At 71.2% G+C, this 13,234-nt stretch carries 11 protein-coding genes and 1 pseudogene; 11 read left to right on the forward strand and 1 reads right to left on the reverse strand.

The window, feature by feature from the left end; genetic code table 11:
* The first annotated feature begins 47 nt into the window (after positions 1 to 47).
* The 7 genes from BLQ63_RS09545 (at position 48) to BLQ63_RS09575 (ending at position 6,139) form a co-directional block, all read left to right on the forward strand.
* Positions 48 to 611, forward strand: a complete 564-nt coding sequence (locus BLQ63_RS09545; protein ID WP_091032438.1) for a hypothetical protein — start codon at positions 48 to 50, stop codon at positions 609 to 611.
* On the forward strand, positions 611 to 1,705 hold the full coding sequence (locus tag BLQ63_RS09550) for an efflux RND transporter periplasmic adaptor subunit (protein ID WP_091032441.1): 1,095 nt from the start codon (positions 611 to 613) through the stop codon (positions 1,703 to 1,705). The genes BLQ63_RS09545 and BLQ63_RS09550 overlap by 1 nt, the downstream gene beginning before the upstream one ends.
* Positions 1,702 to 2,457 carry an ABC transporter ATP-binding protein gene (locus BLQ63_RS09555; protein WP_091032446.1) on the forward strand — a complete coding sequence of 252 codons (756 nt, stop codon included), beginning with the start codon at positions 1,702 to 1,704 and terminating at the stop codon, positions 2,455 to 2,457. Before BLQ63_RS09550 ends, BLQ63_RS09555 begins: the two co-directional genes overlap by 4 nt.
* A complete protein-coding gene (locus BLQ63_RS09560; RefSeq protein ID WP_245680919.1) occupies positions 2,454 to 3,752 on the forward strand; it encodes an ABC transporter permease in 1,299 nt (432 codons plus the stop codon). Before BLQ63_RS09555 ends, BLQ63_RS09560 begins: the two co-directional genes overlap by 4 nt.
* A 270-nt stretch (positions 3,753 to 4,022) precedes the next feature.
* A complete protein-coding gene (locus BLQ63_RS09565; RefSeq protein WP_218125175.1) occupies positions 4,023 to 4,406 on the forward strand; it encodes a group I truncated hemoglobin in 384 nt (127 codons plus the stop codon).
* A gap of 4 nt (positions 4,407 to 4,410) precedes the next feature.
* A complete protein-coding gene (locus BLQ63_RS09570) occupies positions 4,411 to 5,517 on the forward strand; it encodes a globin domain-containing protein (protein WP_091032454.1) in 1,107 nt (368 codons plus the stop codon).
* A 16-nt stretch (positions 5,518 to 5,533) separates the two neighbouring features.
* Positions 5,534 to 6,139, forward strand: coding sequence for a DivIVA domain-containing protein (locus tag BLQ63_RS09575; protein WP_091032457.1), 606 nt, complete (start codon positions 5,534 to 5,536; stop codon positions 6,137 to 6,139).
* Positions 6,140 to 6,185: 46 nt separating this feature from the next.
* Here BLQ63_RS09575 and BLQ63_RS27735 read toward each other — a convergent pair whose 3' ends face one another.
* A complete protein-coding gene (locus BLQ63_RS27735) occupies positions 6,186 to 7,676 on the reverse strand; it encodes an RICIN domain-containing protein (protein ID WP_177154856.1) in 1,491 nt (496 codons plus the stop codon).
* 267 nt (positions 7,677 to 7,943) lie between these two features.
* Between BLQ63_RS27735 and BLQ63_RS09590 the strand changes: the two are divergent.
* From BLQ63_RS09590 to BLQ63_RS09605, 4 genes and pseudogenes are all read left to right on the forward strand, one after another.
* Positions 7,944 to 9,825, forward strand: a pseudogene (locus tag BLQ63_RS09590) (DNA polymerase III subunit gamma and tau); the annotation flags it as partial.
* Between the two features lie 391 nt (positions 9,826 to 10,216).
* On the forward strand, positions 10,217 to 10,555 hold the full coding sequence (locus tag BLQ63_RS09595; RefSeq protein ID WP_091032464.1) for a YbaB/EbfC family nucleoid-associated protein: 339 nt from the start codon (positions 10,217 to 10,219) through the stop codon (positions 10,553 to 10,555).
* Positions 10,556 to 10,630: 75 nt separating this feature from the next.
* A complete protein-coding gene (gene recR, locus BLQ63_RS09600; protein ID WP_091032468.1) occupies positions 10,631 to 11,227 on the forward strand; it encodes a recombination mediator RecR in 597 nt (198 codons plus the stop codon).
* A 249-nt stretch (positions 11,228 to 11,476) separates the two neighbouring features.
* Positions 11,477 to 13,219 carry an ABC transporter substrate-binding protein gene (locus BLQ63_RS09605; RefSeq protein ID WP_419774938.1) on the forward strand — a complete coding sequence of 581 codons (1,743 nt, stop codon included), beginning with the start codon at positions 11,477 to 11,479 and terminating at the stop codon, positions 13,217 to 13,219.
* The last annotated feature ends 15 nt before the right edge of the window (positions 13,220 to 13,234 follow it).

The raw sequence follows: 13,234 nt of genomic DNA on the forward strand, positions 1-13,234 counted from the left end.
CTGGCTCTGCGGCTGGACCTCCCAGTCCGCGATGAAAGGACACGGCAATGCGGCGATACAAGATCGCGCTCCTTTTGGGCCTGATGGCCCTGACGGCCTCGGCCTGCGGCAGCGACGACGGTGACGGCGGTGTGGCCAGCGCCGACGGCGACGCCACCGAGTCGGCCTCCGAGGAGGGCGAGGACCTCGACGGCTTCGAGGAAGCCCTCGCCTATTCCGAGTGCATGCGGGACAACGGCATCGCCGACTTCCCCGACCCCGAAGAACAGGGCGAGGGCGGCATCAGCCTGGGCCTCCCCGAGGGCATGGACCCCGAATCCGAGGAGTTCAAGGCCGCCGAGGAGGCCTGCGAGGACATGCAGCCCGGCCCCGACGAGAACGCGACCATCGACCCCGAGGTCTATCAGGCGCTCGTGGAGTACTCCGAGTGCATGCGCGAGAACGGCATCGCGGAATTCCCGGACCCCACTGAGGGCGGCGGCATCATCATGAACGGCGACATGGGCTTCGACCCGCAGAGCGAGGAGTTCCAGGCCGCCGAGGAGGCCTGTGCGGACCTGCGGCCCGAGGGCCGCGGCGAAGGCCCCGAGAACGACGGCGAGGACGGGTGATGAGCCGCGAGCGCCGCAAGGGCGGACGCGCGGGCAAGGCCGTCGCGATCACCGCGGTCGCCGTCGCCGTGGTCGGTGCCGGTGCCGCCGCGCTCGGCTTCGACCCCCGCACGCTCTTCGACGAGGCCGAGGCTGAGGCGAACACCGAGACCCCGGCGACCGCCGAGGTCGTGCAGCAGACCCTCACCGAGACCGTGGAGTACACCGGCGACCTCGGCTACGGCGACGTGATCGGGCTCGACTGCCTCGTCAACGGCACCTATACCGCGCTGCCGGCGGCGGGGGACCGGATCGGCCGGGGCGACGAGATCTACGCCGTCGACGACCGGCCGGTGGTCCTCCTCTACGGGAGTCTGCCCGCCTACCGGTCGCTCACGGCGGGAACCGAGGGCGCCGACGTGGAGCAGTTCGAGAAGAACCTCTCCGAGCTCGGCTACGACGGCTTCACCGTCGACGACGAGTACACCGACGCGACCGCCGGCGCGGTCGAGGAGTGGCAGGACGACCTCGGCCTCGAACAGACCGGCAGCGTCGACCTGGGCCAGGTCGTCTACGCGCCCGGGAAGATCCGCGTGGACGCCGTCGCGGTCGAGCTCGGCGACGCCGCCGGGCCCGGCGGGGCGCTCCTCGACTACACCGGCCTCGACAAGGTCGTCACCGTCGAGGTCGAACTCGACGACCAGGAGCTGGTCACGGTCGGCGACGCCGTGACCGTGACGCTCCCGGACGGCACCGAGGCGACGGGCACGGTCACCGACTCCGAGTCGCTCGTCGGCGAGGAGACCGGCCAGAGCGGCGACACCGAGGAGGTCACCTACCTCGAAGTCACGGTGGCCGCCGACGACCCCGCGGTCTTCGACGGCCTCGACCAGGCCGCGATCGACGTCGGCTTCGCCGGCGACACGGCCGAGGACGTCCTGACCGTCCCCGTCGAAGCGCTCCTGGGGCTCGCCGAGGGCGGGTACGGCCTGGAGATCGTCTCCGGCGACGCGACCGAGGTCGTCGGCGTCGAGACCGGCATGTTCGCGGACGGCTCGGTCGAAGTCAGCGGCGAGGGCCTGGAGGCCGGCCAGTCCGTCGTGGTGCCCTCATGAGCCGCATCGGCGGGGCCCCGGCCGACTCCGGGCGGGCGGACTCGTGGGACCGCACCGCCGAGGTGCGGGCGGCGGCGGCCGAACCGGAGCCGTACCCGGTGGTCGAGCTCGAACGGGTCTCCAAGACCTACCCGGGGGACGTCCGCGCCCTCCGGGAGGTCAGCCTGCGGATCGAGACCGGCGAGCTGTGCGCGATCGTCGGCCCGTCCGGTTCGGGGAAGTCCACGATGCTCAACCTGATCGGGACGCTCGACCGGCCCAGCGAGGGCACGGTCCGCATCGACGGGTTCGACGTCGCGAAACTCAAGGACAAGCAGCTGTCGGCACTGCGCGCCGGCAGGATCGGCTTCGTGTTCCAGTCGTTCCACCTCGCGGTGGGCCAGCCGGTCCTCGACAACGTCGCCGACGGTCTCCTCTACTCGGGGATGCGCGGGCCCGAGCGCCGGACCCGCGCGGCCCGGGCGCTGGACCGGGTGGGGCTCTCGCACCGCCTCGACCACCTGCCCAACGAGCTGTCGGGCGGCGAGCGCCAGAGAGTCGCCGTCGCCCGCGCGATCGTCGGCGAGCCGTCGGTGCTCCTGGCGGACGAGCCGACCGGGAACCTCGACTCCGTGTCGGGGACGGGGGTCATGGCGCTGCTGCACGAACTGCACGACGCCGGGACCACGATCGTGGTCATCACGCACGACCAGGACATCGCCCGGTCGCTGCCGCGGCAGGTCGCGATGCACGACGGGGAGGTGGTCGCATGAGCGCGCCGACCGCTTCGGGCACGGACGACCCGCCTCCGGGCGGCTACCCGCCGCCGCCGTTCCCCGTGCCGCCCGCCCCGCCGAAGCGGGCGCCGGACCCCAGGTCGCTGCGGGCCGCCCGCATGCACGCGGGCGACGTCGTCCGGGTGGGGGCGACGGGGCTGCGGACCCGGCCGCTGCGGGCGTGGCTGTCCGCGCTGGGGATCGCCATCGGCATCGCGGCGATGATCGCGGTCGTGGGGATCTCCTCCTCGAGCCGGGCCGAACTCGACCGGACCCTGGAAGCCTTGGGCACCAACCTGCTCCGCGTCGAACCGGGCACGTCGATGATGAGCGGCGAGGTGGGGATCCTGCCGTACGAGGCGGTCGACATGATCGGCCGGATCGAACCGGTCTACGACGTCGCCGCGATCGGGCAGGTGCCGGACGCGAACGTGTACCGGTCCGACCGGATCCCCGAGGGGCAGTCCGGCGGCATGAGCGTCGCCGCGGCCGAACTGGGCCTCCTCGAGAGCGTGGGCGCCGAACTCGCCGACGGCGTCTGGCTCAACGAGGCGACCGCGCGGTACCCGTCGGTGGTCCTCGGGGCGGGCGCCGCCGAGCAGATGGGGATCACCGGCGCCGGCGTCGACGTGTACATCGGCGGCCGGTGGTTCACCGTCGTCGGCGTCCTCGAACCGGTCGTGCTCGCTCCGGAGCTCGATCTGACGGCGCTGGTCGGCTGGGAGGCCGCCGCGACCCACCTCGGGTTCGACGGCCACGCGACCACGGTCTACACGCGCGCCGACGAGGCGCACGTGGAGGCGGTCGCCTCGGTGCTGGCGGCGACGGCCGACCCGTCGGCGCCCGACGAGGTGTCGGTGTCGCGGCCCTCGGACGCGCTCGAGGCGCAGCAGGCGGTCGACACGGCGTTCACCGGGATGCTCCTGGGGCTCGGGGCGGTGGCGCTGCTCGTCGGCGGGGTCGGGGTCGCCAACACGATGGTGATCTCGGTCCTGGAGCGGCGCAGCGAGATCGGCCTGCGCCGGTCGCTGGGCGCGACGCGGGGGCAGATCCGGCTCCAGTTCCTCGCCGAGTCGCTCCTGCTGAGCGCCCTCGGCGGGGTCGGCGGGGTCCTCATCGGGACGGCGGTGACGGCGGTCTACGCGTCGTCGCGGTCCTGGCCCGCGGTGGTGCCGTACTGGGCGAGCGCCGGCGGCGTGGCCGCGACGCTGTTCATCGGCGCGGTCGCCGGGCTCTACCCGGCGATCCGGGCGTCCCGGCTCTCGCCGACCGAGGCCCTGTCGGCGCAGTAGGGCGCCATCGGACCGCGGTGCCCGCACTTGGTCAGTGCGGGCACCGCCCGCTTTCGCCTTTGGCCGATGCACCGCTCGCGAACTGCGCCGGAACCCGGTGCGCATCGCTCTGTGATCGACCCCTGTCGAATGCGAACGGTGACCGTTTGATTGCGATTTACCATCGTAACAAGGGAAAGCGCCAAAACATGAGGAACACTATGGATCTCGGGGGTCATCGTCGGTAGGCTCTGGTCGCGTATCGCATATCACCTTTAAGGATGACTGACCATGAATGCAGCCGAAGAGCAGCCGATGTCCCCCTATGAGCGCATCGGCGGCGCCCCCGCCGTCACCGAAGCGGTCGAGCGCCTCTACCGGCGCCTGCTCGCCGACGACGAACTGGCCCCGTTCTTCACGGGCACCGACCTCGTCCAGCTCAAGCGCCACCAGGTCGCCCTGATCTCCCAGGTCCTCGACGGCCCCAAGTCCTACGCCGGGCGCGAACTCGCCGAAGCCCACAAGAGCATGGACATCTCCGTCGGCCAGTACAAGGCCGTCGGCGCCCACCTCACCGCGGTCCTCGAGGAGCTCGACGTCCCGCGCGACATCATCGACACCGTCGGCCAGGTCCTCGAATCGGTCGCCCCCGACGTCATCGGGGCGGACGACTAGGCACATGATCGACGCCGAACGGTTGAAGAAGAACTGGAGTCTGGTCGCCTCCCACGGCGACCAGGTCCCGCTGTACTTCTACTCGACATTGTTCTTGACCCACCCCGAGACGCGCGACCTGTTCCCCATGAACATGGCAGCGCAGCGCGACAAGCTCGTGAACGCGCTCGGGGCCGTGGTCAGCAACGTCGACACCATCGACGCGGTCGTCCCCACCCTCCAGGCGCTCGGCCGCGACCACCGCAAGTTCGGGGCGCTGCGCGGCCACTACCCGGCCGTCGGCGAGGCGCTGGTCGCCACCCTCGAGCACTTCAGCGGACCGCACTGGACGCCCGCCATCGCCGCCGACTGGACGGCGGCCTACGGGCTCGTCTCCGCGACCATGGCCGACGCCGCCGACGCGGCCGCCCACTACACCCCGGCCTGGTGGGACGCCGAGATCGTCGCCCACGAGCGTCGCGACCTCGAGACCGCCGTGATCACCCTCGACCCCGGGAACCGCATCGACTACCTTCCCGGCCAGTCGCTCTCACTGTGCACGAGCCTGCGACCGCGGGTCTGGCGCCAGTACTCGCCGGCGAACGCGCCGAGAGCGGACGGCACCATCGAACTGCACGTCCGCGCCGTCGACGGCGGCCAGGTCTCGACCGCGCTGGTCTCCCTCGTCCGGCCCGGCGACCACCTCCGGGTCGGCCCCGCCTTCGGCACCGGGCTCACCCTCCGCCCGGGCCGCGGCCCGGTCACCATGATCGCGGGCGGCACCGGCGTCGCCCCGATGAAGGCGCTCGTCGAGCAGCTGGCCGCCGCACCCCGGCCGACGAGCCTGTACTGGGGCGCGCGCAGCCCCGCGGGCCTGTACTGCCTCGACCAGCTGCGCGCCCTCGCGTCCGCGCACGACTGGCTCGAGTTCGTGCCGTGCGTCGACGAGGACCTGTTCGGCTCGGAGTCCCGCCTGGGCTCCCCGGTGGAGCTGGCCGTGGCGCACGGCCGCTGCTCCGGCGCCGACGTCTACCTGTGCGGGCCGCCGGGAATGGTGGAGACGGGCAGGAAGCACCTGGCCGGCTCCGGCATCCGGGCGGAGGCCATCCACTTCGAGCCCACGGGCGAGTGAGAGAGGACGTTCCATCATGTACAGCTACCGGTCGTCCGGTGTGAAAGTCACCGTCGGACAGGTCAACAACGCCAGGTTCTCCATGACGAGCCTGACTCGGCGCGGCTACCAGCCCGACGAGGTCCACCGCTTCCTGGAGCGCGTGGCCGACGAGCTGGCCACCCGCGACCAGCGCGAGGCCGCACTGCGGACCGACGCGGAGAAGCTGAAGCAGGCGCTGCGGTCCTGGCAGTCGCAGCAGAACTCGCAACGGCTTCAGGCGCCGATCCCCGCGACGCCGACCTCGACGGCCGTCAACCTCGTCTCGCAGGCGCAGCAGCAGGCCGAGAGCTACGTCAACCAGGCGCAGCACTACTCGCGCCAGATCATCGCCCAGGCGAGGGCCCAGGCCTCCGAACTCATGCGCCACACCCAGGAGCGCGCGAAGGACGAGGCGGACCGGGCGGTCGCCGAGTACCGCAGGGACAACGACGGGCGCCACGACCGCGCGGCGGAGGACCGCATCAGGCAGCTGGTGCGGGCCCGCAGCTTCCTCGAGGCCGTGGAGGTCGCCGAGGAGCAGCTGCGCCTGACCCGCGAGGGGCTCGAGCACGAGGTCGCGAAGCTCCAGAACGAGGCGTGAACGCGACGGTGCCCGCTCCGGCCGGAGCGGGCACCGTTGTGCGCTTCTAGAGGTACTGGTCGATGATCGGTGTGAGCCGGTTCGCGATCTTGAGGTGCCCCGAGTCGCTGGGGTGCACGCTGTCGACGAGGTCGGAGGCGTCGGGCAGCCAGCCGGTCGTGTCGACGAAGTGGACGTTCGCGTCGCCCGCGCCGACGCGCGCGTTCACGGTCGCCTGCGTCTCGGGGCTGTAGCGGCCTCGGAAGGTCTCCATCGCGAAGATGTGGGCGTTCGGGTAGGCCTGGCGGACCCGTTCGAGCATCACGATGTAGTTCTCCTGGAACTGCACGGTCGAGACGCCGTGCCCGACGTCGTTGGTGCCCAGGTTGATCACCACGGCCGTGGCCCGGTAGCGGGAGAAGTTCCAGTCGTCGCCCGTGGAGGCCATCGAGGTGCGGCGGAACCAGTCCATCATCCCCCAGCAGCCGTCCGCGGTGCTGACCAGGCACGCGCCGCCCTGGGCGACCTGCGTGTGGCCCGCGTTCAGGTTGTCGCCCACCAGGTATCCGTAGGCGGTGAAGGGCCGGTTCCCGTTCGGCTGGCCGACGGTGATCGAGTCGCCGATGAACTCGATGAAGTTCGCCGGGCGCGCGATGCCGGTCGTGGCGCCGCCCGAGGCGAGGAGGAACCCGCCGAACGCCGGGTCGCCGGTGTAGGACCCGGCCTTCTCGCGGAAGCCGATCCGGATCGTGTGCGTCCCCGAGCCGAGGCCGGTCTTCACCGTGACGTTCCCCGAGACGTTGCGCATCCAGGTCTCGGCGCCGCCGTCGACCGAGTAGTACATGTCGATCGCGCCCCGCAGCTTCACGCCGATCGAGGACCCGGTGAAGGCCGACTCGACGTAGCCGCCGGCCCAGCCCATCGTGTAGAAGGCGGCGTCGTTGGTGTTCCAGCGCCCGTAGTACTGGAGGTTCGGGTCGGCGACGGCGCCGTTGCCGGCGGTCCCGCCTTCGACCGGGACGAGCTTCCAGTGCTGCGACTCGAGGTCGTTGCGGTCGTACTGGGAGACGCGGCTGCCCGCGGTGGTCGCCCACTCCCAGTTGTCGAGGGCCTTGCCGGAGTTGCGGTTCACGAGTTCGACGGAGCCGTCGGACTGGGTGTTGACCTGCCACTGCTGGTTGGTGCCGTTGTTGTCGGCCCACTGGACGATGTCGGCGCCGTTGGCGGTGGACTTGGCGTAGACGTCGAGTACCTGATTCGAGTGCCGGGCTTGGATCCGGTAGTAGCCGCTGCCGGAGTCGACGAATCGGAACTGCTGGCTGGTCGCGTTCGACGCGGTCGCGAGGACGGCGACGCCCCCTGCCGCGGTGGAGCCGTTCTGGATGCTGACGGCGAGGCCGGAGTGGTCGTTGACGATCCGGTACCAGGTGCCGGTCTCGACGGCGCCGGCCGGGGCCGCGCCGAGGACGGTCAGTCCGGCCGCGGTGCACACGGCCACCGCGGCGGCGGCCAGCCACCGGGCGAGCCGCGGGAGGCGGGGTGGAGTGAGGGTGCGCAAGGGGGAATCCAATCTATTGAAACGTATCAATTCGTAACTACGAAGAGGATGATATCGCTTTCCGGTGGCGAAGGCCACTCCAAGGGACAGACGGGGGCCGCCCCGCGGAACGCCCCGAAACGCGGCGCGCCCGGATATCGGCCCGCCGCGGGTGCCCGGACTCCCCCTAGACGACCGGTCGCAGGCCGAACGTCGGACCCAGGCCGTACCCTGGGCTGAGCAGAGAACCGGCTCCGCAGAGGGCGCACCGGCTAGCAGGAGGAAGACGTGGCACTCGCGCTGTACCGCAAATACCGGCCGCAGACCTTCGCCGAAGTCGTCGGCCAGGAACACGTCACCGAGCCCCTCATCAACGCCATCCGAGCCGGGCGGCTCAACCACGCCTACCTGTTCTCCGGGCCGCGCGGCTGCGGCAAGACCTCCTCGGCCCGCATCCTCGCCCGCTCCCTCAACTGCGCCCAGGGCCCCACCGCCGAACCGTGCGGCGAGTGCAACTCCTGCCGCGCGCTGGCGGCCGACGGCCACGGCTCGGTCGACGTGATCGAGATCGACGCGGCCAGCCACGGCGGCGTCGACGACGCCCGCGAGCTGCGCGAACGAGCCGTCTTCGCGCCCGTGGACTCCCGGTTCAAGATCTACATCATCGACGAAGCCCACATGGTCACCGCCGCGGGCTTCAACGCGCTGCTCAAGCTGGTCGAGGAGCCGCCGGACTACGTCCTGTTCATCTTCGCGACCACCGAGCCGGACAAGGTCCTGCCGACCATCCGCTCGCGCACCCACCACTACCCGTTCCGGCTCATCCCGCCGCCCGCGATGCGCGAACTGTGCCGCCGGCTGTGCGACGAGGAGAACGCGGCCGTCGCCGACGACGTGCTCCCGCTCGTGGTCCGCGCCGGGGGCGGTTCCGCGCGCGACACCCTCTCGGTGCTCGACCAGCTCATCGCCGGGGCGGGCCCCGAGGGCGTCACCTACGAGCGGGCCGCGGGGCTCCTGGGCGTCACCGACGCCGGGCTCCTCGACGAGATGTGCGAGGCCTTCGCGGCCGCCGACGGCGCTTCGGTCATGGAAGTGGTCGAGCGCGTGGTCGAGGGCGGCCACGACCCGCGGCGCTACGCCGGGGACCTCCTGGAGCGCCTGCGGGACCTCATCGTGCTCACCCAGGTGCCCGACGCGGGTGCGAACGGCCTCGTCGACGCGCCGTCCGACCAGCTCGCGAAGATGACCAGCCAGGCGACGCGCATGGGCACGTCGACCCTGGCGCGCATGGCCGAGGTCGTCGCGGCGGGCCTGGCCGGGATGCGCGGCGCGACCGCGCCGCGGCTCCTGCTCGAACTCGCTTGCGTGCGTGCGATTCTGCCCGGTTCCGACGAGTCCATGGCGGGGCTGATGCAGCGCCTGGAGACCCTCGAGCAGCGCGCCGCGGGCGCGGCCTTCGCGGCGCCGAGTGCTGCCGCGACCGGTCCGGCCGCCGCGCGCAGCGTCCTCGCCGAGGCCACCGTCGCGGCCGCGAAGCCCGTACCGGCGACGCCCGCACCGGAACCCGCCGCAGAGGCGGTCCCGGGCCCGAGCGCCGCCGCGCCGCCGTGGGAGGACGAAGCGCCCCCGGCTCCGGCCGCCCCGGCGAGCAGTCCCGAACCGGCGGGCACCGACGACTGGGCCGGTGCCGAACCCGAGCCCGCCCCCGGGGCGACGGCCTACGCCGCCCCCGAGAGCGTCGGCGCCGGCGGCGGCATGACCGCCGCGTCGATCCGGCGCCAGTGGGACCGGATCATGATGGCGGTCAAGGACAAGAAGCGCACCACCGCCGCGCTCCTGTCCGAGGCCACGGTCGCCGACGCCACTGACACTGAAGTGGTGCTCGCGTTCAAGCACTCCTTCCACGCCGAGCAGTTGCAGAAGGAACCCGCCTACGGGGTCGTGGTGGGGGTGCTCGGCGAGGTGCTCGGCGGGAACTGGAAACTCCGGTGCGAGGTGGGGGAGGTCGCGAACCTCCCAAAAGCGGGTCCGGGAGCGGCGCCGGCCCCGGCGCCTAGGAGCCCCGCGCCCGCATCGGCCCGTAACGCGAACGCCCCGGCCCGCCAGGCCTCGGCCCCGGCCCGGGAGTCCTTCGAGGAGCCGCCGCCGCAGGACTACGACGAACCCAGCCCTGACGACCCGGTCGCCCCGGGCGGCTTCGGCACCAGCGAGGAGCAGGCCGTCAAGCTCCTGACGACCGCGTTCGGCGCCAAGCAGATCGTCTAGCGCCCGTCCTGCGCATCGAAACGGGTGCAAGGGGCTTCGCGTTCCCGACCCGTTCGGGTGACAGGAGCGCCGCGGCGCCCGGTTCTTGTCGTACCCGCGCGGAAAGGTTGCGGCACGGTCCCCGGGTGGGTGGGGGTTAGGGATGGTAGGTAGAACCTTGCGCTAGGCAGGCAGGCAGGCAGGCGGGCAGTCGGACGGCCGCCGAGCGGTCCGCTCGGCGGGTGCCCGCCCGCCCGGGCGGCTAGGCTGGCGGGGAACCGAGGAAATCCGAAGCCCACCGGCGAGGAGTGATCGCAATGTTCCCTGGCGGAGACATGCAGAAGCTGTTGCAGCAGGCCCAGCAGATGCAGACCGACATGATGGCCGCGCAGGCCGAGCTGGCCAAGTCCGAAGTGAGCGCCTCGGCGGGCGGCGGCCTCGTGACCGCCACCGTCACCGGCGACGGCGAACTCGTCCGCGTCAAGATCGCCCCCGAGGCGGTCGACCCCGATGACGTCGAGACCCTCGAAGACCTCGTGCTCGCCGCCGTCCAGGCCGCGGGCGAGGACGCCAAGCGCCTCGCCGCCGAGAAGATGGGCCCGCTCGGCGACGCCCTCGGCGGCATGACCGGCGGCCTCGGCCTCCCCGGCATGTAGCCGGCCCCCGCACACCGACAGCGCACACCGACAGCGCACCTTGACCACGATCGAGCGGCGAGAAAAGAGAGATCCTTGTACGACGGCGCATTGGGCGACCTGATCGAAGAGCTGGGCCAGTTGCCGGGCATCGGTCCCAAGAGCGCCCAGCGGCTCGCCTTCCACCTGCTCGCCTCCGAGAGCGCCGACGTCGAACGGCTCACCTCCGCGCTCGACCGGGTCAAGGCCCAGGTGCGGTTCTGCGAGACCTGCGGCAACGTCACCGAGGCCGAGCAGTGCAACATCTGCCGCGACCCCCGCCGCTCCGAGACGCTCATCTGCGTGGTCGAGGAACCCAAGGACGTCCTCGCCGTCGAGCGCACCGGCGAGTTCCGCGGGCGCTACCACGTGCTCGGCGGCGCCATCAACCCGCTCGAAGGCATCGGCCCCGACGACCTGCGCATCCGTCAGCTCATGGTGCGCCTCCAGTCCGGCGAGACCAAGGAGCTCATCCTCGCCACCGACCCCAACACCGAGGGCGAGGCCACCGCCACCTATCTGGCGATGCTCGTCAAGCCCATGGGGTTCAAGGTCACCCGGCTCGCCAGCGGCCTGCCCGTCGGCGGCGACCTCGAATACGCCGACGAGGTCACCCTCGGGCGCGCCTTCTCCGGCCGCCGCGACGTGGACTGAACCACCGGACGTTCACCGGGTGTTCGGCGGGGAGCCCCGAGAAAGCGCTCCCTCGCCGGCCCTCAGGCGTGCCCTTTTCCATGTTCCATTGCGCCGCAACAGGTTTCACTCGCGTGCGATCCGTACGATTTGGGTAACAATAATCGCCGGTACGGTCACGATCACATAACGCTTAACAGTGCCGTAACTCACCTTGACCTAGGCTGTGTCTACCTCCGAATACCCAACGATCGACGGGTGAGACAACCTATGCGCACGTCACCATTCCCAGTCAGGCGCGCCCTCGCCGCAGCGGCAGGCGCCGCCATGGCATTGGGCCTGTTCACAGCCTGCGGAAGTGACGGCGGCTCCGAAGGGGACGCCGACACCGCCGAGGACTTCGACTTCTCCTGTCCCGAGCGCACCGACGGGGACCCCGCCCCCGACGAGGCCGCGAACGAGTCCCAGCCCTTCGTCTTCGGCTCGCCCGGAGACCCGACGAGCATCGACCCGGTGCTCGCCTCGGACGGCGAGACCTTCCGCGTCACCCGCCAGATCTTCGAGACCCTCATCAGCACCGACTGCACCGACAACGCGCCCGGCCTGGCCGAATCCTGGGACCAGAACCCCGAAGGCACCGAGTGGACCTTCCACCTCCGCGAGGGCGTGACCTTCCACGACGGCGACGCCCTCGACGGCGCCGCCGTGTGCGCGAACTTCGACCGGTGGGCGAACTTCAAGGGCGGCTACCAGTCCCCGAACTTCTCCTACTACTACTCGGCGATCTTCGGCGGCTTCGCCGAGAACGACCCCGAGATGGGCATCGAGACCGAGTCGCTCTACGAGGGCTGCACCGCAGACGGCCTCGACGCCACGATCAGCCTGAGCAAGTACACGTCCAGCTTCCCGGGCGCGTTCTCCCTGAGCTCCTTCTCGATCCTCAGCCCGACCTCGATCGCGGCCATCGCCGACGTCCCGCTCGAAGCGGCCGACTCGCCCCTGCCCGAGTACTCCCAGACCGCCGGCACCCTCGCCGGCACCGGCGCGTTCACGCTGACCGACTGGAACCACTCCGAGCAGCAGGTGACCCTCACCCGCAACGACGACTACTGGGGTGAGAAGGCCGGGGTCAAGACCCTGATCTTCCGCACCATCTCCGACGAGACCGCCCGCCGCCAGGCCCTCGAGGCCGGCGACATCCACGGCTACGACCTCGCCGCCCCCGCCGACGTGCAGCCGCTGCTCGACGCCGGCTTCCAGGTCCCCGTCCGCGGCGTCTTCAACCTCCTCTACCTCGCCTACACGCAGGGCCAGGCGCCGCTCGAGGACCACGCCGTCCGCGAGGCCCTCTCCTACGCCGTCGACCGCCAGCGCATCGTCGACAACGTGCTGCCGCCGGGCGGCCTGGTCGCCAACCAGTTCCAGCCGCCGAGCCTCGAAGGCTGGTCGGAGGACGTCGTCGAGTACGAGTACGACACCGAGAAGGCCAAGGACATGCTCGCCGAAGCGGGCCAGGAGGACCTGAGCCTCACGTTCTGCTACCCGACCGACGTGACCCGGCCGTACATGCCGGCGCCGAAGGACATCTTCGACATGATCGCCGCCGACCTCGAGGCCGCCGGCGTCACCGTCGAGGCCAAGCCCATCACCTGGGTCGAGTACATCCCGACCACGCGCTCGGGCGAGTGCCCGCTGTACCTGCTGGGCTGGACGGGCGACTTCTCCGACCCGTACAACTTCCTCGGCACCTGGTTCGCCGCCCCCTCCACCGAGTGGGGCTTCGACAACGCGGAGGTCTTCGACTCGATCGCCGCCGCCAACACCGAGCCGGACGAGGCCACCCGCGTGGACCTCTGGAAGACCGCGAACGAGGCCGTGATGGAAGAGCTCCCGGGCCTGCCGCTCTCGTCCTCCCCGCCCTCGATCGCCTTCGCGGCGAACGTATACCCGCCGGACGTCTCCCCGCTCACGCAGGAGGACTTCTCGCAGGTCTACTTCACCGCCGGATCCTGACGAAACGATTTACAG

This window comes from Glycomyces harbinensis, assembly GCF_900101745.1.
GTDB classification, from domain to species: domain Bacteria; phylum Actinomycetota; class Actinomycetes; order Mycobacteriales; family Micromonosporaceae; genus Glycomyces; species Glycomyces harbinensis.